The sequence below is a fragment of the Scandinavium sp. UTDF21-P1B genome (genome assembly GCF_040750395.1).
Classification (GTDB): domain Bacteria; phylum Pseudomonadota; class Gammaproteobacteria; order Enterobacterales; family Enterobacteriaceae; genus Scandinavium.
The window spans coordinates 188,479-213,963 of record NZ_JBFLVD010000018.1; the positions used below are offsets into that span (position 1 = coordinate 188,479).

At 58.7% G+C, this 25,485-nt stretch carries 25 protein-coding genes; 24 read left to right on the forward strand and 1 reads right to left on the reverse strand.

The genetic code is table 11. The features are described 5' to 3' along the window. The first annotated feature begins 97 nt into the window (after positions 1-97). From AB1287_RS16015 to acpT, 19 genes are all read left to right on the forward strand, one after another. On the forward strand, positions 98-1,147 hold the full coding sequence (locus AB1287_RS16015) for an AI-2E family transporter (protein WP_312626910.1): 1,050 nt from the start codon (positions 98-100) through the stop codon (positions 1,145-1,147). Positions 1,148-1,509: 362 nt separating this feature from the next. Beyond that, entirely contained in the window at positions 1,510-1,902 is a 393-nt protein-coding gene (locus AB1287_RS16020) for a hypothetical protein (protein WP_312626911.1), read from the forward strand. A 227-nt stretch (positions 1,903-2,129) separates the two neighbouring features. Continuing rightward, positions 2,130-2,852, forward strand: coding sequence for a beta-ketoacyl synthase chain length factor (locus AB1287_RS16025; RefSeq protein ID WP_435618410.1), 723 nt, complete (start codon positions 2,130-2,132; stop codon positions 2,850-2,852). Continuing rightward, positions 2,831-3,634: a lysophospholipid acyltransferase family protein gene (locus AB1287_RS16030; protein WP_312626962.1), complete on the forward strand. Its 804-nt coding sequence runs from the start codon at positions 2,831-2,833 to the stop codon at positions 3,632-3,634. Before AB1287_RS16025 ends, AB1287_RS16030 begins: the two co-directional genes overlap by 22 nt. A gap of 32 nt (positions 3,635-3,666) precedes the next feature. Next, positions 3,667-3,924 (forward strand): phosphopantetheine-binding protein, encoded by a 258-nt coding sequence (locus AB1287_RS16035; protein WP_312626963.1) that lies wholly within the window; start codon positions 3,667-3,669, stop codon positions 3,922-3,924. A 13-nt stretch (positions 3,925-3,937) separates the two neighbouring features. Further along, positions 3,938-4,189, forward strand: a complete 252-nt coding sequence (locus AB1287_RS16040) for an acyl carrier protein (protein WP_312626913.1) — start codon at positions 3,938-3,940, stop codon at positions 4,187-4,189. Positions 4,190-4,194: 5 nt separating this feature from the next. Next, a complete protein-coding gene (locus AB1287_RS16045; RefSeq protein WP_435618411.1) occupies positions 4,195-4,776 on the forward strand; it encodes a hypothetical protein in 582 nt (193 codons plus the stop codon). Beyond that, on the forward strand, positions 4,773-6,122 hold the full coding sequence (locus AB1287_RS16050) for an AMP-binding protein (protein WP_435618412.1): 1,350 nt from the start codon (positions 4,773-4,775) through the stop codon (positions 6,120-6,122). The genes AB1287_RS16045 and AB1287_RS16050 overlap by 4 nt, the downstream gene beginning before the upstream one ends. Continuing rightward, a complete protein-coding gene (locus AB1287_RS16055; RefSeq protein WP_312626919.1) occupies positions 6,119-6,472 on the forward strand; it encodes an ApeI family dehydratase in 354 nt (117 codons plus the stop codon). The genes AB1287_RS16050 and AB1287_RS16055 overlap by 4 nt, the downstream gene beginning before the upstream one ends. Further along, complete coding sequence (locus AB1287_RS16060) at positions 6,463-8,142, forward strand: glycosyltransferase (RefSeq protein ID WP_435618413.1); 1,680 nt, start codon at positions 6,463-6,465, stop codon at positions 8,140-8,142. Before AB1287_RS16055 ends, AB1287_RS16060 begins: the two co-directional genes overlap by 10 nt. 3 nt (positions 8,143-8,145) lie before the next feature. Continuing rightward, positions 8,146-8,568, forward strand: a complete 423-nt coding sequence (locus AB1287_RS16065) for an acyl-CoA thioesterase (protein ID WP_312626923.1) — start codon at positions 8,146-8,148, stop codon at positions 8,566-8,568. Beyond that, positions 8,565-9,170 (forward strand): outer membrane lipoprotein carrier protein LolA, encoded by a 606-nt coding sequence (locus tag AB1287_RS16070; protein ID WP_435618414.1) that lies wholly within the window; start codon positions 8,565-8,567, stop codon positions 9,168-9,170. Before AB1287_RS16065 ends, AB1287_RS16070 begins: the two co-directional genes overlap by 4 nt. After that, the gene (locus AB1287_RS16075) at positions 9,139-11,460 is read left to right on the forward strand and encodes an MMPL family transporter (protein WP_435618415.1); all 2,322 of its coding nucleotides are present in this window, start codon (positions 9,139-9,141) and stop codon (positions 11,458-11,460) included. Before AB1287_RS16070 ends, AB1287_RS16075 begins: the two co-directional genes overlap by 32 nt. 122 nt (positions 11,461-11,582) lie before the next feature. Then, positions 11,583-12,155 (forward strand): DUF3261 domain-containing protein, encoded by a 573-nt coding sequence (locus AB1287_RS16080; RefSeq protein WP_435618416.1) that lies wholly within the window; start codon positions 11,583-11,585, stop codon positions 12,153-12,155. Between the two features lies 1 nt (position 12,156). Next, a complete protein-coding gene (locus AB1287_RS16085; RefSeq protein WP_435618417.1) occupies positions 12,157-13,326 on the forward strand; it encodes a beta-ketoacyl-[acyl-carrier-protein] synthase family protein in 1,170 nt (389 codons plus the stop codon). Further along, on the forward strand, positions 13,323-13,799 hold the full coding sequence (locus AB1287_RS16090) for an ApeP family dehydratase (protein ID WP_435618418.1): 477 nt from the start codon (positions 13,323-13,325) through the stop codon (positions 13,797-13,799). The genes AB1287_RS16085 and AB1287_RS16090 overlap by 4 nt, the downstream gene beginning before the upstream one ends. Beyond that, positions 13,796-14,527 (forward strand): 3-ketoacyl-ACP reductase FabG2, encoded by a 732-nt coding sequence (locus AB1287_RS16095; RefSeq protein ID WP_312626935.1) that lies wholly within the window; start codon positions 13,796-13,798, stop codon positions 14,525-14,527. The genes AB1287_RS16090 and AB1287_RS16095 overlap by 4 nt, the downstream gene beginning before the upstream one ends. Further along, positions 14,524-15,753: a beta-ketoacyl-ACP synthase gene (locus AB1287_RS16100; RefSeq protein WP_435618419.1), complete on the forward strand. Its 1,230-nt coding sequence runs from the start codon at positions 14,524-14,526 to the stop codon at positions 15,751-15,753. Before AB1287_RS16095 ends, AB1287_RS16100 begins: the two co-directional genes overlap by 4 nt. 2 nt (positions 15,754-15,755) lie before the next feature. Then, the gene (acpT, locus tag AB1287_RS16105) at positions 15,756-16,334 is read left to right on the forward strand and encodes a 4'-phosphopantetheinyl transferase AcpT (RefSeq protein WP_435618420.1); all 579 of its coding nucleotides are present in this window, start codon (positions 15,756-15,758) and stop codon (positions 16,332-16,334) included. 77 nt (positions 16,335-16,411) lie between these two features. Here the strand turns inward: acpT and AB1287_RS16110 are convergent, their stop codons facing one another. Next, the gene (locus tag AB1287_RS16110; protein ID WP_312626949.1) at positions 16,412-17,005 is read right to left on the reverse strand and encodes a YhgN family NAAT transporter; all 594 of its coding nucleotides are present in this window, start codon (positions 17,003-17,005) and stop codon (positions 16,412-16,414) included. A 198-nt stretch (positions 17,006-17,203) separates the two neighbouring features. On the opposite strand from AB1287_RS16110, the gene asd reads away from it, so the two are divergent. The 5 genes from asd to glgA all read left to right on the forward strand — a co-directional run bounded on the left by asd (position 17,204) and on the right by glgA (position 25,481). Next, positions 17,204-18,310, forward strand: a complete 1,107-nt coding sequence (asd, locus tag AB1287_RS16115) for an aspartate-semialdehyde dehydrogenase (protein ID WP_435618421.1) — start codon at positions 17,204-17,206, stop codon at positions 18,308-18,310. A gap of 248 nt (positions 18,311-18,558) precedes the next feature. Next, a complete protein-coding gene (gene glgB, locus AB1287_RS16120; RefSeq protein WP_312629609.1) occupies positions 18,559-20,745 on the forward strand; it encodes a 1,4-alpha-glucan branching enzyme in 2,187 nt (728 codons plus the stop codon). Then, positions 20,742-22,730, forward strand: coding sequence for a glycogen debranching protein GlgX (glgX, locus tag AB1287_RS16125; RefSeq protein ID WP_435618422.1), 1,989 nt, complete (start codon positions 20,742-20,744; stop codon positions 22,728-22,730). Before glgB ends, glgX begins: the two co-directional genes overlap by 4 nt. 22 nt (positions 22,731-22,752) lie before the next feature. Beyond that, the gene (gene glgC, locus AB1287_RS16130; RefSeq protein ID WP_435618423.1) at positions 22,753-24,036 is read left to right on the forward strand and encodes a glucose-1-phosphate adenylyltransferase; all 1,284 of its coding nucleotides are present in this window, start codon (positions 22,753-22,755) and stop codon (positions 24,034-24,036) included. Positions 24,037-24,047: 11 nt separating this feature from the next. Beyond that, positions 24,048-25,481 (forward strand): glycogen synthase GlgA, encoded by a 1,434-nt coding sequence (glgA, locus tag AB1287_RS16135; RefSeq protein ID WP_312629615.1) that lies wholly within the window; start codon positions 24,048-24,050, stop codon positions 25,479-25,481. Positions 25,482-25,485 lie beyond the last annotated feature (4 nt).

Genomic DNA, 25,485 nt, shown 5'->3' on the forward strand with positions numbered 1-25,485 from the left:
GGTTTTGCGACCGGGGCTTTTTTTTGCCCCGCTTTCAGACGATTAACCCGCCGCAACGCACTACACTTAATGCCGATAGCTTATTAAGGAAAATACCATGACCACACCTGCCGCGGATAAAGCGGGTTTACACATTCTGTTAAAGCTGGCGTCTCTGGTGATCATTCTTGCCGGGATCCACGCCGCAGCAGACATCATCGTTCAGCTCCTGCTAGCGCTCTTTTTCGCCATTGTTCTCAATCCGCTGGTCACCTGGTTTATTCGCCGCGGCGTAAAGCGGCCGATAGCCATCTCGATCGTGGTGTTTGTGATGCTTTGTGTGCTTACTGCGCTGGTTGGCCTGCTGGCAGCCTCGGGCAATGAATTCGTCGCCATGTTGCCGAAATACAATAAAGAGCTGACCCACAAGCTGCTGGCCTTACAGGATTCACTGCCGTTTTTACATATGCACATGTCGCTGGAGCGCATGCTGCAAGGCGTGGATTCCGACAAGATGATGACCTTCGCCACCACGATGATGACCGGGCTTTCCGGGGCGATGGCCAGCATTGTGCTACTGGTGATGACCGTGGTGTTTATGCTGTTTGAAGTGCGCCACGTACCGTACAAACTGCGTTTCGCATTGGTCAATCCGCAGATCCATATCGCCGGGCTGCACCGCGCGCTGAAAGGCGTTTCACATTATCTGGCGCTGAAAACATTTATCAGCCTGCTGACCGGCATCATCGTCTGGATTGGTCTGCTGTTGATGGGCGTACAGTTTGCGCTGATGTGGGGCGTGCTGGCGTTTCTGCTCAACTACGTGCCCAATATCGGGTCGGTGATTTCTGCTATTCCGCCCATGCTTCAGGCGCTGCTGTTCAATGGCTGGTACGAGTGTGTGCTGGTGGGTGTCCTGTTCCTGGCGGTGCATATGGTGCTCGGCAATATTCTGGAGCCACGCCTGATGGGCCATCGTCTGGGAATGTCGACGCTGGTGGTCTTTTTGTCTTTACTGGTTTGGGGATGGCTGCTCGGCCCGGTCGGGATGCTGCTGTCGGTGCCGCTCACCAGCGTCTGCAAGATTTGGATGGAAACCACCAAAGGCGGCAGCAAGCTGGCGATCCTGCTGGGACCAGGGCGACCCAAAAGTCGGCTTCCCGGATAGCGCCGTTGCCAGTGAATAAAACTACCCTTTTGGGTAGTTTTATTTTTATTCGCCAGAATATTACTATCAGCCTAACTAAAATTCTGCCAGAATAATTCAGAAATGCACACGATATTAATGGCGATAAATATTATCAGCGTATTAACAATGCTTACAGTTGCAGCCATTGCGTCACTCCTTTATCATTTTACAAACCGTCGTTATTAGCAACTGTGCTTAATTCGTCGTTCACTTTTAACGTTTAAATAACGCAAAGTGAATGGCCGAGTGGCCAGAATAACAATTTCACTTTACGTTGATATACGGTTTGAATATCGCTTGTTTTAATCACGCATTGCTTTACGTATTGAATGGAGTTATTGATGAAAAAGTTAGTGAGATGGTTTGCCGCCGCTGCCGTTGTGGGCGTGCTGGCCGGGTGCGTGTCCCGTACCGCACCGATTGAAACAGTTCAGAGTCCTGTTGCCGCGGGTCACACCGAAGCTCAGGTGCGAAATGCTATTTTAAAAGCTGGCCTGAATCGCCAGTGGATTATGACCGACGCTGGCCCGGGCGTGATTAAAGGCCGCCAGCAGGCACGCGACCATATCGCCAATATTCTCGTGCAGTATTCCGCCAGCAGCTACATCATCAAATATGATGGCAGTACCAACCTGATGGCGTCCGGTGGTAAAATTCATAAAAACTACAATCGTTGGGTGCATAACCTGGATAAAGATATTCAGATTAGCCTTTCCAGCGCGGCCCAGCAGTAATCGTTGTTGCGGGATATTAGCCTGAAACGGGCTGATATCCCGGCGGCGGTTTTCGCCATCGGGAGAAAAGTCTCAATTTAAGAGCACTCTGCCTTACAGGTATTCGCCAGCCTGCCGACAACATTGTAGGATGTGAGCGAAAACAGCGGCCCCAGCGATTGCCGCGTGAATAAAACGATAACTGATGGCATAACGTCTTAAAAGTCCCGACAGACCAGGCTGCACTGATGAATTTTGCATTACACCTTACCGACTGGCAGGCCCGCGCGCCTGGCCTTAGCGACGTCACGCAGTGGTTCGACTGGGCGGACCACGCGCGCGCCATTGACCCGCAAGCCCCGCAGGCGAAACTCACGACGTTGCCGATGATGACCGCGCGTCGACTCAGCTCCGGCAGCAGGCTTGCCGTGGAATGCGGAATGTCGATGCTGCAAAAACACGCCATTGATGCCGTGCTCTACACCAGTCGGCACGGTGAGCTGGAGCGTAATTACCGTATTCTCGAAGCGCTGGCCACCGGGCAGGCCGTTTCACCTACCGATTTCGCCCTCTCCGTGCACAATTCCGCCGTCGGCAACCTGACCATCGCGGCGAAGCAGCCTGTTGTCTCCTCCTCGCTTGCCGCCGGAAAAGACACCTTCCAGCAGGGGCTGTGCGAAGTTACCAGCCTGCTGCAGGCGGGCTATCAGCGGGTGCTGATGGTCGATTTTGACGGTTCCTTACCCGCGTTTTATCACGCCAGCGTACCCGCCGACATGCCAGCCTGGGCCTACGCCTGTGCGATGGTATTTGAAGCGGGAGCAACGTTCAGTTGCACCACGCAGCCGGGCGGCAGCGAAGAGGAAAATAGTCTGCCGCAAAGCCTGATATTTTTGCGCCACTACCTGAATGGCGACCGTGAATTTGCCATCGACGGCGAAGTGGCTCGCTGGTGCTGGAGCCGCCAATGAGCCGTGCCAGTTCGCAACTCAACCGCCTGTGGCGCATCTTCGCGACCGGATTCTGCTTCTCGCTGTTCGGCATTGGCGGCCTGCTGCTGTCGCTCATCTGGTTTAATATTTTGTTGGTTTGCGTGCGCAATGCCGCGCGCCGCCGTCATATCGCCCGGCGCAGCATCTCGCAAAGTTTCCGCTTTTTTCTGTGGGTCACCCGCGTGATGGGGGTGCTGGATTACCGCGTGCACGGCGAAGCCGTCTTACGCGATGAAAAGGGCTGCCTTGTGGTTGCCAACCACCCGTCGTTGCTCGATTACGTGATGCTGGCCTCCGTCATGCCGGAAACTGACTGCATGGTCAAAGCGTCGCTTCTGCACAATCCTTTTATGAGCGGCGTCATTCGCAGCGCGGATTATCTGATTAACAGCCAGGCCGAAAGCCTGTTGCCCGCCTGCCAGCAGCGTCTGGCAAACGGCGATACCCTTCTGATTTTCCCGGAAGGCACCCGCACCCGCTACGGTGAGCCCATGACGCTCCAGCGCGGTGCCGCAAATATTGCCGTGCGTTGCGCAAGCGATGTGCGAATTGTGACAATCCGCTGCAGCGAACGCATGCTTGATAAACAGAGCAAGTGGTATGATGTGCCGCCGGTGAAGCCAATATTCGATGTGAATGTGGGCCAGCGCCTCGCCTTCACCGACTTTTATGATGCAAACTTACAAGAACCGGCACTGGCCGCACGCCAGCTCAACCGGCTATTTTTGTCGCAGTTACAGCAGTCCCACCCGGAAACCTGACCGGGAAAGATCTCTTTTGGCAGGAATTAATGATGCAAGCCCTTTATTCAGAAATAAAAAACCTCATTATTCAGACCCTGAATCTTGACGAGTTATCAGCGGATGATATCGACACCGATGCCCCTCTCTTTGGCGACGGCTTAGGCCTGGATTCCATCGATGCGCTGGAGCTGGGGCTGGCGGTAAAAAATCAGTACGGCGTGGTGCTTTCAGCCGAAAGCGAAGAGATGCGCCAGCATTTCTATTCCGTCGCTACACTGGCGTCCTTTATTCACGCCCAACGCGCGTAAAGACGAGTCCGTTATGACTGAACAAGAAACCATTTTTCAGGAAGTCACCGAACTTCTGCACAAGCTCTTTGAAATCGACCCTCAGGGCATCACGCCTGAATCCCGCCTGTATGAAGATCTGGAGCTGGACAGTATCGACGCCGTCGACATGGTCGTCCACCTACAGAAAAAAACCGGTAAGAAAATTAAACCCGAAGAGTTTAAGTCCGTCCGCACCGTTCAGGATGTGGTCGATGCCGTCAGCCGTCTGCTGCGCGACGAGTAATCTGCGTGTCCGGCTTTCGTTCGCTGCCGTTAATGCGGCTGGCGACAGGTACCATCGTTCTGGCCTGGCCGCTGCTGGTCGGGTTTGGGTTGGCGCATAACGGCCTGCACTGGCTGCTGCCGGTGATGGCGGTGCTGCTGCTTCTGCGTTTGTTCCAGGTGCGTAAGCAGGCCGGGCCAATGCGGCGGGTGCTACAAAGCGTGGCGCTGGCAGGCATTGCGCTGTGCGTTGCCAGCAGCGTGCTCAAAGCGCACCAGCTGCTGCTGTTCTATCCGGTGGTGGTGAACCTGGTGATGCTGGCCGTGTTTGGCGGATCGCTGTGGAGCGCTATGCCGCTGGTAGAACGCCTGGCCCGGCTGCGTGAACCGAATCTGCCACCGGAAGGCGTGCGCTATACCCGACAGGTGACCCGCATCTGGTGTCTGTTTTTTATCGTGAACGGCTCGGTAGCGCTGTTCACCGCTCTGCATGGCGATATGCGGCTGTGGACCGCGTGGAATGGCGTTATCGCCTATTTGCTGATGGGTATCCTGATGGCTGGTGAATGGCTGGTTCGCCGACGTTTGATGAAAAGAGTACAACCATGACACACCCCCTTCCGCTGTCGCAGTGGCTCAATCCTTTACGCCCTGACGATACCCGTATCGCGTGGCTCGGCGCACGTGAATGGCAGCTAGGCGACCTGCGACATGACGTCGGGTCGCTGTTCCAGGCGCTGGAAAAGCAGCCCGGCGAGCGCTGGGCACTCTGTTTCGAAAACAGCTATCTGTTTGTCGTGGCGCTGCTGGCGACGCTGCACGCGGGCAAAATTCCGGTGATTCCAGGCCATTGTCGCGCCTCGCTGCTCGGCGAACAGCAGGAGCTGTTCGACGGTATCCTCAGCGAAAATCCGCTTGCCTGCGACAGCCCACAGATTGTGGTCGCTGCCGCTGAAAACGTTTCTCACAGCAACATCACGCTGCCGCCGGTTCCTGCGGACAGCTACGTGGAGCTCTTTACGTCCGGCTCAACCGGCCTGCCGAAGAAAATCATTAAGCCCGTCGCTCTGCTCGATGCCGAAGCGTGCATGCTGTATGCGCGATTTGAGCAGCGTCTTGAAGGCTGTCGGGTGGTGGCGTCTGTGGTGCCCCAGCATCTCTATGGCCTGACGTTCCGCATCTTTTTACCGATGGCCTGCGGGCTGCCTTTGCATGCGTCGATGCTTTATTACGCCGAACAGCTGAGCGCACTGCCGCCAGAGCATCGCTATGTGTTTATCAGCAGCCCGGCGTTTCTTAAACGCCTCGACCCGAATCTTTCGCCGCCGCCGGTCGGGATGATCCTTTCCGCAGGCGGCATGCTGCCATGGAAAGAGGTGAAAGAGACGCAGAGCTGGCTCAACGTCTGGCCGGATGAAATCTACGGCAGCACGGAAACCGGCATTGTTGCCTGGCGTCAGCGCATCGACAACGGCACCTCCTGGCAGCTTTTCCCGGGCATAACGCTGCGGGCGGAAGGTGAGGAGTGGCGCTTGCTTTCACCGCTGCTGCACGACGAAGCGGGCCTGCTGCTGGACGACATGATTGAGCTGGTTGACGACGGTTTTCGCCTTGCGGGTCGCCGTGGGCGGGTGGTGAAAATTGAAGAGAAGCGCGTGTCGCTGAGCGAAGTGGAAAGACGGCTGATGGCGCTGGAAGGGATTGTTGATGCGGCCGCGCTCCCCGTTTCGCGCGGAGGGCGTCAGGGCATCGGCGTGGTGCTGGTGCTCACCGAAAGCGCACGTGAACAGTGGCACTCCAGCGGCGGAAAAGCGCAGGAGCAGGCCTGGCGTCGGGCGCTGCAGCCGTGGCTGGAATCCGTTGCCGTGCCGCGCTACTGGCGCGTGGTGGATGACATCCCGGTCAACAGCATGAACAAGCGTGTTTACGCGCAGTTGCAGGAGCTGTTTTCATGAAGCCTCGCGAAATTGAACGTCAGCAGACACAGCCGCAGTCGTTATCTCTGACGCTGCATCTGGACCCGGAGCTGTTCTGGTTTCAGGGGCATTTTGACGTCCAGCCGCTGCTGCCTGGTGTGGCGCAACTGGACTGGGTAATGCATTACGCCATCACGCTTTTGGCCCCCGACTATCGCTTTCACAGCATTCAGAACGTGAAGTTTCAGGCGCCGCTGCTGCCGGAAACCACCGTTACGCTCCGGCTTACCTGGCTGGCGGAAAAGCAGATCCTGACCTTCAGCTACGAGCGCCATGACGGCGAAGCACGGTATACCGCCAGTAGCGGAAAGATCCGGTTATGTCGGTAACCTTTACCCCCTGCATTCTGATCCCCTGCTATAACCACGGTGCGATGATGGCGAGCGTGCTTGCCCGGCTGTCTGCGTTTCAGATGCCGTGCATTATCGTGGATGACGGCAGCGAGAGCGCCACACGCGAGATGCTTGAAGCCCTCGCGGCAGACCATGAACACATTACGCTGGTGCGCCTGCCCGAAAACGCGGGCAAAGGGGCCGCCGTTATTCGAGGGCTGGAAGAGGCGCAGCGTGCGGGCTTCAGCCATGCGGTGCAGGTCGACGCAGACGGTCAGCACGCCATTGAGGATATTCCTCGCCTGCTCACGCTTGCCGAAAAACACCCGGACGCGCTGATTTCCGGGCGGCCGGTTTACGATGATTCCGTGCCGCGCTCGCGCCTTTACGGGCGCTACGTCACGCACGTCTGGGTATGGATTGAGACGCTTTCTCTCCAGCTTAAAGACAGCATGTGCGGTTTTCGCGTTTACCCGGTAGCACCGACGCTGCAGCTCGCCCGCCGCGTGCCGCTCGGTAATCGCATGGATTTTGATACCGAAGTGATGGTGCGCCTCTACTGGCAGGGCAACACCAGCTATTTTGTGCCGACCCGTGTGACCTATCCGCAGGACGGCCTGTCGCACTTCGACGCGCTGAAGGACAACCTGCGCATTTCGTGGATGCATACGCGCCTGTTCTTCGGCATGCTGCCGCGTATTCCCTCTTTGCTTATGCGCCGTCGCACGCAGCACTGGGCGAAGCAGCCCGAAGCGAAAGGCTTATGGGGCATGCGCCTGATGATTTGGGTGTGGAGAACCTTCGGTCGTGGTGCGTTTTCTCTATTGCTGTGGCCGGTAATCGCCGTATTCTGGCTCACCGCAAGCGCTCCGCGCCGTGCGTCGCAGCAGTGGATTGCCGTCACGAAACGTGAACTGGCTGCCCGTAACCTGCCGCAGCCCGCCCGCTGTAACAGCTTTCACCACTTTATGCGCTTTGGTCACGCCATTCTCGACAAAATCGCCAGCTGGCGCGGCGAACTGAAGCCGGGGCGGGATATCGTTTTTGCGTCCGGAGCACAGGCCGCGCTGGATATGTCAGCGCCGCAAGGCAAGCTGCTGTTAGCCTCGCACCTCGGGGATGTCGAAGCCTGTCGCGCGCTCTCCACTCGTACCATCAACGCGCTGGTGTTTAATGAGAACGCTCAGCGCTTCAAGCAGGTGATGGAAGAGAACGCCCCGCAGTCGGGCATCAACCTGATTTCCGTTACCGACGTGGGGCCGGACACCGCGATGCTGCTGAAAGAGAAGCTTGATCAGGGCGAATGGGTGGCGATCGTCGGCGACAGAATTGCGGTCAACCCGCAGCGCGGCGGCGACTGGCGCGTTATCTGGAGCGAGTTTATGGGGCAACCCGCGCCGTTCCCGCAGGGGCCCTTTATTCTGGCTTCGGTGCTGAAATGCCCGGTGCTGATGATTTTTGCTCTTAAGCAGCAGGGCAAACTGCACGTTCACTGCGAGCCTTTTGCCGACCCGCTGGTGTTGCCGCGCGGTGAGCGCCAGCAGGCTTTGCAGAATGCCGTCGACCGCTACGCGCAGCGCCTGGAGCATTACGCGCTCTCGTCGCCGCTCGACTGGTTTAACTTTTTTGATTTCTGGCAGCTGCCGGACGCGACCGAGAAGGAGTAACGGGTGCTCAACGATCCCCGCTTTACCACCGAAGTTGAAATCACCGTGCCGTTTCACGACGTCGATATGATGGGCGTGGTGTGGCACGGCAACTATTTCCGCTATTTCGAAATCGCCCGCGAGGCGCTGCTCAACCAGTTCGACTATGGCTATCGCCAGATGAAAGCATCCGGCTACGTCTGGCCCGTTGTGGATACGCGCGTGAAGTACCGCGACGTGGTGACCTTCGAGCAAACCATCCGCGTACGCGCGAAGCTCGAAGAGTATGAAAACCGCCTGCGCATCGGCTATGAAATCTTCGACGCGGCCAGCGGAAAACGCACCACCACCGGCTACACCATTCAGGTGGCGGTAGAGGAGAAAAGCAAAGAGCTGTGCTTCGTCAGCCCGGCGGTTCTGTTTGAACGTATGGGAGTGGCATCATGAAGCTCTGGCCTTTCGTCATTCTGCCGCTGTCCCCGTTCACGCATGCCGTCACGCTGGACGAACTCCAGCAGCGCTTTACCGAACAGCCGCTGGTGCGTGCCCATTTCGACCAGACGCGCACCATCAAAGAGATGCCGCAGCCGCTGCGCTCGCAGGGTGAAATGCTGATCGCCCGCGACACCGGGCTGCTGTGGGATCAGACCTCGCCGTTCCCGATGCGCCTGATGCTCAATGACACGCGGATGGTGCAGATCATCAACGGCCAGCCGCCGCAGACCATTACCGCCGACAACAATCCGCAGATGTTCCAGTTTAACCACCTGCTGCGCGCGCTGTTTCAGGCCGACCGCAAAGTGCTGGAGCAGAACTTCCGCATCGATTTTCAGGACAAGGGCAGCGACCGCTGGACGCTGAAGCTGACGCCCGTCGTCACGCCGCTGGATAAGATTTTTACTTCCATCGATTTGAGCGGCAAGACGTATCTGGAAACGATCCAACTGAACGATAAGCAGGGCGATCTTACGGACATCACTTTAAGCCACCAACGCCTGACGCCAGCGACTTTGACCGATGACGAACGTAAGCGCTTTGCCGCCGAGTAACGCCCGCCGCGCCGCCTTCGGCTGGCTGGTACTGTGCCTTATTCTGCTTGTCGCCCTGGTGCTGATGCTGCCGCGTGCGCGTCTGAACAGCAGCGTACTGGCGATGCTGCCCTCACAAAGCCTGGGCACCATTCCGCCTGCGCTGAGTGACGGCTTTATTCAGCGCCTGGATAGCCAACTGGTGTGGATGGTCAGCCCCGGCAAAACCGCCGACCCGGCGGTTGCGGTACGCTGGCAGGTGCTGCTGGCAAACTCCGGCGCGCTGAGTGAAGTTAAAGGCCAGATGGATGCCAAAAGCCAGCAGGCATGGGGCACGTTTTTCTTTCAGCATCGCAACGGCCTGATCGACCCGGCAACGCGTGCGCGCCTGCAACAGGGCGGCGAAGCCCAGGCGCAGTGGATTTTGTCGCAGCTTTACTCGGCGTTTTCTGGCGTCAGCGGTAAAGAGCTCAATAACGATCCGCTGATGCTGATGCGTGGCTCACAGCTGGCGCTGGCGCAGAACGGCCAAAAGCTTCGGCTGATGGACGGCTGGCTGGTGGCGCAAGATGAAGCTGGAAATTACTGGTATCTGCTGCACGGTGAGCTGAAAGGGTCGTCGTTCGACATGCAGCAAACCCACCAGCGCGTGACGCAGCTGGCGGCGCTGGAAGCGGAGCTGAAAGCGCAGTTCCCGCAGGCGAAGGTGCTGTCGCGCGGCACGATGTTCTACAGCGACTACGCCAGCCAGCAGGCGAAGCATGACGTTTCTACGCTGGGCGTGGCGACGATTCTGGGGGTGATCCTGCTGATTGTGCTGGTCTTCCGCTCGCTGCGGCCGCTGCTGCTGTGCCTGATTTCCATCGGCATTGGCGCCGCCGCAGGTACGGTGATGACGCTGCTGCTGTTCGGCGAGCTGCACCTGATGACGCTGGTGATGAGCATGAGCATCATCGGCATTTCCGCCGACTACACGCTTTACTACCTGACTGAAAGGATGGTGCACGGTGAGCAAAGCTCAACCTGGGAAAGCCTGCTCAAGGTGCGCAATGCGCTGCTGCTGGCGTTGCTGACCACGGTTGCTGCCTACCTCATCATGATGCTTGCCCCGTTCCCCGGCATTCGCCAGATGGCAGTATTTGCCGCAGCAGGCCTGAGCGCCTCCTGCCTGACGGTGATTTTCTGGCATCCGTGGCTGTGCCGCGGCCTGCCGGTACGACCGGTGCCGATGATGGCACTGATGCTGCGCTGGCTGGCGGCGTGGCGGCGCAATAAAAAGCTCTCCGTTGGCCTGCCGCTCGTGCTGGCGCTGTTTGCGCTGGCGGGGCTTTCACAGCTGCGCGTGAATGACGATATTTCGCAGCTTCAGGCGCTGCCGCAGCACCTGTTGATGCAGGAGAAAAAGATTACTGCGCTCACCGGACAAAGCGTCGATCAGAAATGGTTCGTGGTGTACGGCGATACGGCTCAGCAGACGCTGGAGCGGCTGGAGGCCTTCACGCCGCAGCTTGAAAAAGCGCGTGTCGCCGGTGATTTTGCTCAGTTCCGTACGCTGCCGCTCAATTCCGTCGCGCGCCAGCAGCAGGATTTAGCTCTGCTGAAGCAGGCTGCACCAGCGGTGGTAAAAGCGCTGAACACCGCCGGATTGCAGACCGTGACCCCTGATTTATCATCGATGCCGGTGAGCGTTGAGGCGTGGCTGAAGAGCCCGGCCAGCGAAGGCTGGCGTCTGCTCTGGCTGACCTTGGCTGACGCTAAAAGTGGCGTGCTGGTGCCGGTAGACGGCGTGAAGGACAGCGCTGCGCTGCAACGTCTGGCCGATAACACTGAAGGCGTGGCGTGGAACGACCGTAAAGCCTCATTCGACGCTCTGTTTATGCTGTATCGCACCATTTTAACGGCGCTGCTCGGCGTGGCGCTGGTGGTGATCGCTGTTGGCGCAATGCTGCGCCTGGGCTGGCGTAAAGGGTTGATAAGCCTGGTGCCGTCGGTGCTGTCGCTTGGCTGCGGGCTGGCGGTGCTGGCGTTTAGCGGCCACACGGTGAACCTGTTCTCCCTGCTGGCGCTGGTTCTGGTGCTCGGCATTGGCATCAACTACACCCTGTTTTTCAGCAACCCGCGCGGTACGCCGCTGACGTCGCTATTGGCGATTACTTTGGCCATGATCACCACGCTCCTGACGCTCGGCATGCTGGTGTTCAGCGCCACCCAGGCCATAAGCAGCTTCGGCATCGTGCTGGTGAGCGGGATTTTCACCGCGTTTCTGCTGTCGCCGCTGGCGATGTCGGGCAAAAAAAGAAAAAGGTCATGAAACTCGCCCGGCGGCGCTGCGCTTGCACGGGCCTACAAACACATATGTCAACCGGGCTTGTAGGCCGGGTAAGCGTTAGCGCCACCCGGCAATCGCACCACCCGGTAGATTTTGAGGTATTAATGATGATGCGTATATTCTGGCTCGCTGCTGTGTTGATACTGACCGGCTGTAGCCATTCATCCCGGAATGAAAATGGTCGCCCCCAGGCGTGGCTTCAGCCTGGCACGCAGGTCACGCTGCCGGCGCCCGGTATTACGCCAGCGGTCAGTTCACAGCAGCTGCTGACCGGCACGTTCAACGGCAAAACTCAGTCGCTGCTGGTGATGCTGAACGCTGATGATAAAAAGCTGACGCTGGCAGGGCTGTCGTCCGTCGGCATTCGTCTCTTCCTCGTCACCTATGATGAACAGGGGATTCACACCGAGCAGTCCATCGTAGTGCCACAGCTGCCACCCGCAAGCCAGGTGCTGGCCGACGTGATGCTGAGTCACTGGCCGCTGAGCGCCTGGACGCCGCAGTTGCCGAAGGGCTGGACGCTGACGGATCGTGGGGATAAACGTGAGCTTCGCAACGCGGGCGGCAAGCTGGTGACCGAAATCACTTACCTGCAGCGTAAGGGCAAGCGTGAGCCGATCAGCATCGAACAGCTCGTCTTTAACTACCACATCACCATTCAATACCTGGGTGACTGAGATGATCTACATAGCTGCCGCAGGCATGATTAACGCGCTGGGCAACACGCCGGACGAGATTGCCGCTAACCTCTGTGCAGGCACTGCACCGGGGATGCGCGAGCGTGAGGGCTGGTTGCAGGGCGACGTGGCCGCCGTACTTGGCGGCGTCGATGGCGAGCTGCCTGTGATTCCCGATGCCTTTGCCGCGCACCGCTCCCGCAATAACCAGCTGCTGCTGGCGGCGCTGGCGCAAATTCAGCCGCAGGTGGACGACGCCATCGCCCGCTTTGGCCGCGACCGCGTGGCGGTGATCATGGGCACCAGCACCTCCGGGCTGGATGAAGGCGACATCCATGCGGACATGACGCTGAACGGCAAAGAGAGCCCTGACTGGCGCTACGCACAGCAGGAGCTTGGCGACCCGTCGCGTTTCCTGCGCAACTGGCTGAAGCTGGAAGGCCCGGCCTATACGCTTTCCACTGCCTGTTCATCCAGTGCGCGCGCAATGATCAGCGGTCGTCGGCTGATTGACGCGGGCCTGGTCGATGTGGCGCTTGTCGGCGGTGCCGACACGCTCAGCCGCATGCCGGTTAACGGTTTCAATAGTTTAGAGTCGCTCTCGACCACGCTGTGCCAGCCGTTTGGCCGCGACCGCTGTGGCATCACCATTGGCGAAGGCGCTGCGCTGATGCTGCTGACCCGCGAACCTCAGCCCGTGGCGCTGCTGGGCGTGGGCGAATCCAGCGATGCACACCATATTTCTGCGCCGCATCCTGAGGGCTCAGGCGCCATTCGCGCCATTCAGCAGGCGCTGGCCGATGCGAACCTGCAACCGCAGGATGTGGGGTATATCAATCTGCATGGCACCGCAACGCCGCTGAATGACCAGGTGGAATCTGCCGTCGTTCACGCGCTGTTTGGCGAAAGCGTGCCGTGCAGCTCTACGAAACATCTGACCGGGCACACGCTGGGCGCGGCGGGCATTACCGAAGCGGCGCTGAGCTGGCTGATCTTAACGCGTGACCTGCCGCTTCCGGCGCAGGACTTCAGTCAGGCACCCGCCGACCCTCAGCTTCCGCCCTGCGGCATTCTTAGTGCGCCGCAGCCGCTGGTGCGGCCGGTTATTCTGTCGAATTCATTCGCCTTTGGCGGCAACAACGCCAGCATCCTGCTGGGGAGAAGGGCATGAGCCACTATTTCTCACCGGGCGCTTATCTGCCCCACGACGCGCCGATGCTGCTGCTCGAAACCGTGCTGAGCGTTACCGAAGAGCAGGCCGTCTGCCAGGTTGTGGTGAACCGCCGCGGCGTGCTTGCGCCGTTCCTCGACGCCAACGGCAACCTGCCGGGCTGGTACGCGATGGAGTTAATGGCGCAGACCGTCGGCGTCTGGTCCGGCTGGCATCGCCAGCAGCGCGGTGAGGCGCAAATTAGCCTCGGCATGGTGCTGGGCGCGCGCGAGCTGAAGTGCGCTAACGGCGAACTGGCTGCCGAAAGCCAGCTCGATATCACCGTTACTCTGCTGATGCAGGACGAGCGTTTCGGCAGCTTTGAGTGTGCCATTACCGCAGGCGGCGAAACGCTTGCCAGCGGACGCGTCAATACCTTCCAGCCCTCACAGGAAGAATTAACCACGTTGTTTCAACAGGGAGCGTCATCATGAGTCGTTCAGTTCTGGTCACCGGGGCCAGTAAAGGCATTGGCCGCGCGATCGCGCTGAAGCTTGCCGCCGATGGTTTTACCGTTGGCGTGCATTACCACAGCGATCGGCAGGGCGCGCAGGATACCCTCGACGCCATTGAGCGCGCGGGGGGGACAGGCCGCCTGTTACAGTTCGACGTGGGCAATCGCGAGCAGTGCCGCGAAGTGCTGGAAGCCGATATCGAACAGCACGGCGCGTGGTATGGCGTGGTCAGCAACGCGGGTATCACCCGCGACGGCGCGTTCCCGGCGCTGAGCGAGGATGACTGGGACCGCGTGATCCACACCAACCTCGACAGCTTCTACAACGTGATTCATCCGTGCATTATGCCGATGATTTCGACCCGCAAAGGCGGGCGCATCATTACGCTCTCCTCGGTGTCCGGCGTGATGGGCAACCGCGGCCAGGTAAACTACAGCGCGGCGAAAGCGGGGATTATTGGTGCGACCAAAGCGCTGGCCATTGAGCTTGCGAAGCGCAAAATTACCGTCAATTGCATCGCGCCGGGGCTTATTGACACCGGAATGATCGAGATGGAAGAGGCCGCGCTGAAAGAAGCGATGAATATTATTCCGATGAAACGTATGGGCCAGGCTGATGAAGTCGCAGGTCTTGCGAGCTATTTAATGTCCGACATTGCGGGCTACGTCACCCGTCAGGTGATTTCCATTAACGGAGGCATGTTATGACCCGTCGCGTCGTCATTACCGGCATGGGCGGCGTGACCGCCTTTGGCGAAAGCTGGGATGCGGTGTCCGCGCGTCTGCGCAGCTATCAGAATGCGGTACGCAAAATGCCGGAGTGGCAGGTTTACGACGGGCTGCATACGCTGCTCGGCGCGCCAATTGATGATTTCACGCTGCCTGCGCACTATACCCGCAAGCGTATCCGCGCGATGGGTCGCGTGTCGCTGATGTCCACCCGCGCAAGCGAACTGGCGCTGGAGCAGGCAGGGCTTATCGACAACCCGGTACTGACCAACGGTGAAACCGGTATTGCCTATGGTTCGTCAACCGGCAGCACCGGGCCGGTGAGCGAGTTCGCCACGATGCTGACCGAAAAGCACACCAACAACATTACCGGCACCACCTACGTGCAGATGATGCCGCACACCACCGCCGTCAACACCGGGCTGTTCTTCGGCCTGCGCGGGCGCGTGATCCCGACCTCCAGCGCCTGCACCTCCGGCAGTCAGGCGATTGGCTATGCGTACGAAGCCATTCGTCACGGCTACCAGACCGTGATGGTCGCGGGCGGGGCAGAGGAGCTTTGCCCCTCTGAAGCGGCGGTGTTCGACACGCTGTTCGCCACCAGCCAGCGCAACGATGCGCCCGCTACCACGCCCTCTCCGTTTGACGTTAACCGTGACGGGCTGGTGATTGGCGAAGGCGCAGGCACGCTGGTGCTGGAAGAACTGGAGCATGCGAAAGCGCGCGGAGCGACCATCTATGGCGAAATCATCGGTTTTGCGACCAACTGCGACGCGGCGCATATCACCCAGCCGCAGAAGGAAACGATGCAGGTTTGCATGGAGCAGTCGCTGGGCCAGGCGGGACTTGCGCCGTCGGACATCGGTTATATTTCCGCGCACGGCACGGCTACTGACCGCGGTGATATCGCGGAAAGTCAGGCCACGGCTGCGGTGTTTGGTAACCGTACGCCAATCTCATCGCTGAAAAGTTACTTCGGGCATACGCTCGGGGCCTGCGGCGCGTTAGAAGCCTGGATGAGCCTGCAAATGCTGCGTGAAGGCTGGTTTGCGCCCACGCTTAACCTGCAGCAGCCGGACGAACAATGTGGCGATCTGGACTACATTATGGGAGAGTCACGGGCTATCGACTGTGAGTTTTTGCAGAGCAACAACTTCGCCTTCGGCGGGATCAACACTTCGATTGTCATTAAACGCTGGGAGTAACGATGTATCGGCTGTTCCTCGGGAAAATTTCGACCCTCAGTCTGACGACGCTGCCGCAGGTGCTTGCTGAACAGGCGCCGGAAGGAAAGCGTCGCAGCGCCTGGCTTGCCGGACGTGCGCTGCTGTGTCATGCGGTGTCACCGCTGCCGGAAATTCACTTCGGTGAACAGGGCAAGCCGGGGTTCGATGAACGCCATACGCTGTGGTTTAACCTGAGCCACAGCGGCGACGACATTGCCTTGTTGCTCAGCGATGAGGGCGAAGTAGGCTGCGATATCGAAACGCTTCGTCCACGCCTGCAGTGGCAGCAGTTATCCAACGCGACGTTTACCGGCAACGAGCATATTGAGATTGAGCGTGAATCTGAAGAGCAGCGCCTGACGGCGTTCTGGCGCATCTGGACGCGCAAAGAAGCGATGGTCAAGCAGCGCGGCGGCAGCGCCTGGCAGATTGTCAGCTATGACAGCACCGCGCCGCTGAACCAGCACCTCAGCGATTTGCAGCATCAAGGCTTAAGCCTGGCGGTATGCACGCCAACGTCGTTTACGGTGAGTACAGCGGTGATTGAGCGGGTAGGGTGAGATCGACAAGCGTCTTCCAAAAGGAAGCGAGGTCTGACACAAAAGCGGCAACCAGAAGGTTGCCGTTTTGCTTTTACTTAACCCTTCATCCACACCCGAATGCCATCGAGGAACATCTGCGTGGCGAGCATGACCAGGATCAGCCCCATCAGGCGCTCCAGCGCGTTCACGCCTTTCTCGCCGAGCAGGCGCAAAAACAGCCCCGACTGCAGCAGTATCACAAACGTGCCGCCCCAGGCGAGCATCAGCGCGATAATCAAATGCCCCATCTGGTTCGGATACTGGTGCGACAGCAGCATTAACGTTGCCAGCAATGATGGCCCGGCCACCAGTGGAATGGCCAGCGGTACGATAAAGGGTTCTTCACCGGCCGGTAACCCATTGCTGCCGCCCTCGTTGCCGGGAAAAATCATCTTTATGGCAATCAGGAACAGAATAATGCCTCCGGAGATAGAAACGGTCTCCGCGCTCAGATTCAGGAAGGCGAGGATTTTCTCTCCGGCGAAGAGGAAAATGAGCATTATCACCAGTGCGATCAACAGCTCACGTATCATGATCGCCCTGCGGCGCCTGGGTTCCGTGTGTTTCAGCACCGACATAAAAATCGGCAAATTTCCCAGCGGATCCATAATCAGGATCAATAAAACCGCGGCAGAAAGAATTTCACTCATGACATTGTTCCCTGATAATGACTTTTCACGCTCCGAATAATGAGCGTGTCAAATAAGCTGCTTTACTTAATGATGACGAATCATTGAATTTTTTCACTTGCGACTTTGGCTGCATTTTGTAATGTGGTGAGGCCCCTGCGTCCAGTGACGGAAAACGGGGTCAGCACAACAGCACACACCTCTGCAGGAAAACACGTTATGAAAAATGTTGGTTTTATCGGCTGGCGCGGAATGGTCGGCTCTGTACTCATGCAACGCATGGTAGAAGAGCGCGATTTCGACGCTATCCGCCCGGTCTTCTTCTCCACCTCCCAGCTTGGTCAGGCTGCGCCCGCGTTTGGCACCCATAGCGGTGGCACATTGCAGGACGCCTTCGATCTGGAGGCGTTAAAGGCACTCGACATTATTGTCACCTGCCAGGGCGGCGATTATACCAACGAAATCTATCCAAAGCTGCGTGAAAGCGGCTGGCAGGGTTACTGGATTGATGCGGCCTCGTCGCTGCGCATGAAAGATGACGCCATCATCATTCTGGATCCGGTGAACCAGGCTGTCATTACCGACGGTCTCAACAAAGGCGTCAAAACCTTCGTCGGCGGCAACTGCACCGTCAGCCTGATGCTGATGTCGCTGGGCGGCCTGTTCGCTAACGATCTGGTTGAGTGGGCGTCTGTGGCAACCTATCAGGCGGCCTCCGGCGGCGGCGCACGCCATATGCGTGAACTGCTGAGCCAGATGGGCGGCCTGTATAACTACGTTGCGGACGAGCTGGCGAACCCGGCTTCGGCCATTCTCGACATCGAACGCAAGGTCACCCAACTGACCCGCAGCGGCGATCTGCCGGTCGATAACTTTGGCGTACCGCTGGCCGGTAGCCTGATTCCGTGGATCGACAAACAGCTCGACAACGGCCAGAGCCGCGAAGAGTGGAAGGGCCAGGCGGAAACCAACAAAATTCTCGCAACTCATGACGTCATCCCGGTTGACGGTCTGTGCGTGCGCATCGGCGCGCTGCGCTGCCACAGCCAGGCGTTCACCCTGAAGCTGAAAAAGGACGTGTCGGTCCAGACCATCGAAGAGATGCTGGCCGCGCACAACCCGTGGGCCAAGGTGGTGCCAAACGATCGCGAAATCACCATGCGCGAGCTGACGCCTGCGGCGGTCACCGGCACGTTGACCACGCCGGTCGGGCGTTTGCGTAAGCTGAATATGGGGCCGGAGTACCTCTCGGCCTTCACCGTCGGCGATCAGCTCCTCTGGGGCGCCGCCGAGCCGCTACGTCGCATGCTGCGACAATTAGCGTAACAAAATGAAAGAAGGGGTGCTGAGTCACCCCTTTTTTACGCCTGTCACTTTATACGTAGAACAAGGAGTCATTGCGTATGGATCAATTTTTACCAGGAGTCAGATAAAGCCTTGGCTATGCTTTAAGGGAGAGGTTTGCCCCGAAGGTGGGATGGCGCGAAAAGGAAGCGGGTTTTTACCGCGCCGTTCAGGTCAAAAAAGTCGCTACAGAGAAACAAAACAGCGACACTTATAACAGGATGAATAGCATGTCCGAACGTATCGACAGAGACGTGGTTAATGCTCTGATTGCCGGCCATTTTGCGGATCCCTTTTCCGTGCTTGGCATGCACTGCACCGAGGCGGGGCTGGAAGTCCGCGCACTGTTACCTGACGCGACCGAAGTGTGGGTCATTGAACCGAAAACCGGGCGTAAAGTCGGCCAGCTCGACTGCCTCGACTCGCGCGGTTTCTTTTGCGGCGTCATGCCGCGGCGTAAAAATCCTTTCCGCTACCAGCTGGCCGTACTCTGGCATGGGCAGCAAAATCTGATTGACGATCCTTACCGTTTTGGCCCGCTGCTGCAGGAGATGGACGCCTGGCTGCTGTCGGAAGGTACGCACCTGCGCCCCTATGAAACGCTGGGAGCACACGCCGATACGATGGATGGCGTAACGGGAACGCGCTTTTCCGTCTGGGCACCAAACGCCCGCCGCGTGTCGGTGGTCGGGCAGTTCAACTACTGGGACGGCCGCCGCCATCCGATGCGCCTGCGGGCGGAATCGGGCATCTGGGAGCTTTTTGTTCCCGGTGCGCACAACGGTCAGCTCTATAAATTCGAAATGATCGATGCCCACGGCAAGCTGCGGATCAAGGCAGACCCGTACGCCTTTGAAGCGCAGATGCGCCCTGATACGGCGTCGCTGATTTGCGGACTGCCGGAAAAAATCGAGCAGCCGGAGTCGCGTAAGCAGGCGAATAATTTCGATGCGCCCATTGCGATTTACGAAGTGCATCTTGGCTCCTGGCGCCGCCACACCGACAACAACTTCTGGCTGAGCTATCGCGAGCTGGCAGACCAGCTGGTGCCGTACGCCAAATGGATGGGCTTCACCCACCTTGAGCTGCTGCCCATTAATGAGCATCCGTTCGACGGCAGCTGGGGCTATCAGCCGACGGGGCTTTACGCGCCGACGCGCCGCTTCGGCACCCGCGAAGATTTCCGCTATTTCATTAATGCTGTGCACAACGCCGGGCTGAACGTCATCCTCGACTGGGTGCCGGGCCACTTCCCGTCAGATGACTTTGCTTTGGCGAAGTTTGACGGCACGGAGCTCTACGAGCACAGCGATCCGCGTGAAGGCTACCATCAGGACTGGAATACCCTGATTTACAACTATGGTCGCCGTGAAGTACAGAACTATCTGGTCGGCAACGCGCTGTACTGGATTGAGCGCTTCGGCATTGACGCCCTGCGCGTGGATGCGGTGGCATCGATGATCTACCGCGACTACAGCCGCAAAGCGGGTGAGTGGGTGCCGAACGAGCACGGCGGGCGCGAAAACCTGGAAGCGATAGAGTTCCTGCGCAGCACCAACCGCATTCTCGGCGAGCAGGTGCCGGGCGCGGTCAGCATGGCGGAAGAGTCGACTGATTTCCCCGGCGTTTCAAGGCCGCCGGAGATGGGGGGGCTCGGGTTCTGGTACAAGTGGAATCTGGGCTGGATGCACGACACCCTCGACTATTTCAAGCTCGATCCGGTTTATCGCCAGTACCATCATGACAAGCTGACCTTCGGCATGCTTTACAACGGCACCGAAAACTTCGTGCTGCCGTTGTCGCACGACGAAGTGGTGCACGGCAAAAAATCCCTCCTCGACAGGATGCCCGGCGACGCCTGGCAGAAGTTTGCCAACCTGCGCGCCTACTACGGCTGGCTGTACGCCTTCCCTGGCAAAAAGCTGCTGTTTATGGGCAACGAATTTGCCCAGGGCCGTGAGTGGAACCACGACACCAGCCTCGACTGGCACCTGCTGAGCGGCGGCGATAACTGGCACCACGGCGTGCAGCGCCTGGTGCGCGATCTCAACCTGACCTATCGCCATCACAAAGCGATGCATGAGCTGGATTACGATCCCTACGGCTTCGAATGGCTGGTGGTCGACGATCGCGAGCGCTCGGTGTTTATCTTTGTGCGCCGCGATCGCCAGGGCAACGAAATCATCGTCGCCAGCAACTTCACGCCGGTGCCGCGTGAGCATTATCGCTTTGGCATCAATCAGGCGGGCCGCTGGCGCGAAATCCTCAATACCGACTCCATGCACTATCACGGCAGCAATGCCGGGAACGGTGGGGCGGTTCATAGCGATGCCATCGAGAGCCACGGACGTCCGAATTCGCTCTCCATCACGCTGCCGCCGCTGTCGACCATCTGGCTGGTTCGGGAGGGGGAATGAGTAAACTCACGGCAGGGAAACCCGCGCCGCTCGGCGCAAGCTATGACGGTAAAGGCGTGAACTTCACCCTTTTCTCCGCCCATGCGGAGCGGGTTGAACTCTGTGTGTTTGACAAGCAGGGCAACGAGCGCCGTACAGATTTGCCAGCACGTACCGGTGACGTGTGGCACGGCTATCTGCCAGAAGCACGTCCGGGACTGCGCTATGGTTATCGCGTGCACGGGCCGTGGGATCCGTATCAGGGGCATCGCTACAACCCGGCGAAGCTGCTGCTCGATCCCTGCGCTCACCGCGTTGATGGCGAGGAAGTTGACGATCCCATTCTGCACAGCGGCCACGACAGCCCCGACGATCGCGACAGCGCCGCCGTTGCACCGCGCTCGGTGGTGGTGGATCTGCACTATGACTGGGAAGACGACGAGCCGCCGCGCACGCCGTGGAGCAAGACGATCATCTACGAAGCGCACGTCAAGGGGCTGACGTATCTGCACCCCGGTATTCCGAAAGACCTGGTTGGAACCTACGGAGCCCTGGCGCATCCGTTGATGATCTCTTACTTCCAAAAGCTGGGTATTACGGCGCTGGAGCTGCTGCCCGTTGCGCAGTTTGCCAGCGAGCCGCGCCTGCAAAGGCTGGGGCTTACGAACTACTGGGGCTACAACCCGCTGGCAATGTTTGCCGTCGAGCCGCGTTATGCCACGTCGCCGAAAACGGCGCTCAAGGAGTTTCGTGATGCGGTGAAGGCGCTGCATGCGGCGGGCATTGAGGTGATTCTCGACATCGTGCTGAACCACAGCGCGGAAATTGACCTCGACGGCCCGACCTTCTCCCTGCGCGGAATCGACAACCGTAGCTATTATTGGATAAGGGACGACGGCGATTACCACAACTGGACCGGCTGCGGTAACACTCTGAATCTCAGCACGCCAGGTTCGGTGGAATACGCCCGTCAGTGCCTGCGTTTCTGGGTTGATGAGTGCCACGTGGACGGTTTCCGCTTTGATTTGGCCTCGGTAATGGGGCGCACGCCGGAGTTTCGTCAGGACGCGCCGCTGTTTGAGGCAATTAAAAACGATCCTCACCTCAGCGCGGTAAAGCTGATTGCGGAACCCTGGGATATTGGTGACGGTGGCTACCAGGTCGGCAACTTCCCGCCGCTGTTTGCCGAATGGAACGATCACTTTCGCGATGCCACGCGCCGCTTCTGGCTCCAGCAAAGCCTGTCGCTTGGTGAATTTGCCCGTCGTTTTGCGGGCTCCAGCGACGTGTACCACTACAACGGACGCCTGCCGTCGGCGTCGGTAAATCTGGTGACGGCGCACGATGGTTTTACCCTGCAGGACTGCGTCAGTTTCAATCAGAAACACAATGAGGCCAACGGTGAAGAAAACCGCGACGGCACTAACAATAACCACAGTTTCAACCATGGTATAGAAGGGTTAGACGGCAGTCTCGATGTGATTGAGCGGCGACGCGCCAGCGTCCATGCCCTGCTGACCACGCTGCTTTTGTCGCAGGGGACGCCGATGTTGCTGGCCGGGGATGAACACGGTCATAGCCAGCATGGTAACAACAATGCTTATTGTCAGGACAACGCCCTCACCTGGCTCGACTGGGAAAAGGCCAATGCTGGCCTGACGGCATTTACCGCAGCACTTATTCGCCTGCGCCAGCAGATCCCGGCTTTGACCGAAGACTGCTGGTGGCAGGAGGGTGACGGTCGCGTTTGCTGGCTGAACGAGAACGCGCAGCCTCTGAGCTTTGAAGCGTGGCAGCAGGGCAGTCCCCGAATGCAAATTCTGCTTTCAGGCACCTGGCTTATCACCTTAAACGGCTCGCAGGACGTCGCAGATATGGCATTACCTGAAGGGGAGTGGCGCGCCATTCCTCCATTCGCCGGAGAGGATAATCCGGTCATCCTGGCTGTCTGGCATGGGCCCGCGCACGGAGTGTGCGTTTTCGAAAAGGTCCGCTCGGACGTGTAACGAGCGAGAAAAGGAGTTAATCATGGTTAGACTTGAAAAGAACGATCCTCTGATGTTAGCGCGCCAGTTACCGATTAAATCGGTGGCGCTGATCCTCGCCGGTGGGCGCGGAACCCGACTGAAAGACCTGACCACCACTCGCGCAAAACCGGCGGTGCACTTTGGTGGCAAATTCCGCATTATCGATTTCGCCCTTTCTAACTGCATTAACTCAGGCATCCGCCGTATCGGCGTCATCACGCAGTATCAGTCTCATACGCTGGTGCAGCATATTCAGCGCGGCTGGTCGTTCTTCAGCGAAGAGATGAACGAGTTCGTCGACCTGCTGCCCGCGCAGCAGCGCGTCAGCGGCGAAAACTGGTATCGCGGCACCGCCGATGCGGTTACGCAAAACCTCGACGTTATTCGCCGCTACAAGGCCGAATATATCGTGATCCTCGCCGGTGATCATATCTACAAGCAGGACTACTCGCGCATGCTTATCGATCACGTCGAAAAAGGCGCACGTTGCACCGTGGCCTGCATGCCGGTGCCCGTTGAGGAGGCAAAGGCGTTTGGCGTGATGGCAGTGGATAATGAAGAAAAGATTATCGATTTCGTCGAAAAACCGGCGAAGCCGCCGACCATGCCGGGCGATGACAGCAAATCCCTCGCCAGCATGGGCATCTATATCTTTGATGCGGATTACCTTTATGAGCTGCTGGCGGAAGATGACGCCGAGGCGAACTCCAGCCACGACTTCAGCAAGGATATCATCCCGAAAATCGTGAAAGCTGGCATGGCCTATGCACATCCGTTCCCGTTGTCCTGCGTTCAGTCCGATCCTGAGGCCGAACCTTACTGGCGCGACGTGGGGACGCTGGAAGCGTACTGGAAGGCGAATCTTGATCTGGCCTCCGTTACGCCTGAGCTGGACATGTATGACCAGAACTGGCCGATTCGCACCCATATGGAATCGCTGCCGCCCGCGAAGTTTGTGCAGGATCGTTCGGGCAGTCACGGGATGACCCTGAACTCGCTGGTCTCCGGCGGATGCATCATCTCCGGCTCCGTGGTGGTGCAGTCGGTGCTTTTCCCGCGCGTGCGGATTAACTCGTTCTGTAACATTGATTCGGCAGTGTTATTGCCGGACGTCTGGGTTGGACGTTCGTGTCGCCTGCGTCGCTGCGTTATCGACCGTGCCTGCGTGATTCCGGAAGGCATGGTCATTGGGGAGAATGCGGAAGAGGACGCGCGTCGTTTCTACCGTTCTGAGGAAGGTATTGTGCTGGTCACGCGTGAAATGCTGCGCAAACTGCAGGGCTGACAGGAGCGATAATGCAGGTCTTACATGTATGTTCAGAGATGTTCCCGCTGTTGAAAACCGGCGGTCTGGCAGATGTGATTGGTGCGTTACCGGCGGCGCAAATTGCCGATGGGGTGGATACGCGCGTCTTGCTGCCCGCGTTTCCGGATCTTCGCCGCGGAGTGACGGATGCGCAGGTCGTGACCCGTCGTGACACCTTCGCCGGCCCCATTACGCTGCTGTTCGGTCGCTACAACGGGGTGGGCATCTATCTGATTGATGCCCCCCACCTTTATGACCGCCCAGGGAGCCCGTATCACGACACGAACCAGTTCGCCTACACCGACAACGTCAAGCGCTTTGCGCTGCTTGGCTGGGTGGGCGCGGAAATGGCCGTTGGGCTGGATCCCTTCTGGCGCCCGGAAATTGTGCATGCCCACGACTGGCACGCGGGGCTTGCCCCCGCGTATCTTGCGGCGCGTGGACACCCGGCAAAGTCGGTCTTTACGGTACATAACCTGGCCTATCAGGGCTTGTTTTACGCCCACCACATGAATGAGATTGACCTGCCATGGTCGTTCTACAACATGCACGGGCTTGAGTTTAACGGGCAGATTTCGTTCCTGAAGGCCGGACTCTATTACGCCGATCACATTACGGCGGTAAGCCCGACCTACGCTCGTGAAATCACCGAGCCACAGTTCGCCTATGGCATGGAGGGCTTACTGCGCCAGCGCCATCAGGAAGGACGACTCTCCGGCATTCTGAACGGCGTGGATGCGCAGATCTGGAGCCCGGAAAACGACCTGCTGCTGGCGACGCGCTATGACCGCGAGAAGCTGGAAGAGAAGGCGGAGAACAAGCGCCAGCTGCAGATTGCGATGGGGCTGAAGGTCAATGACAAAGTGCCGCTGTTTGCGGTGGTGAGTCGACTGACCCATCAGAAGGGCCTGGATTTGGTGCTTGAGGCGCTGCCGGGGCTGCTCGAACAGGGCGGTCAGCTGGCCCTGCTGGGGGCGGGCGATCCGGTGTTGCAGGAAGGATTCCTTGCCGCCGCAGCCGAGCATCCCGGGCAGGTTGGGGTGCAGATTGGCTATCACGAAGCCTTCTCGCACCGCATCATGGGCGGCGCGGATGTGATTCTGGTGCCATCGCGCTTTGAGCCGTGCGGCTTAACGCAGCTGTATGGCCTGAAATATGGCACGCTGCCGCTGGTGCGCCGCACCGGGGGGCTGGCGGACACCGTTTCCGATAGCTCGCTGGAAAACCTGGCTGACGGCGTCGCCAGCGGTTTTGTGTTTGAAGACAGTAATGCCTGGTCGCTGCTGAGAGCTATCCGGCGTGCTTTCGTGTTGTGGTCTCGCCCCTCGCTCTGGCGCTACGTTCAGCGCCAGGCGATGAGCATGGATTTTAGCTGGCAAGTCGCGGCGACGTCCTACCGCGAGCTTTATCAACGCTTGATGTAATCAC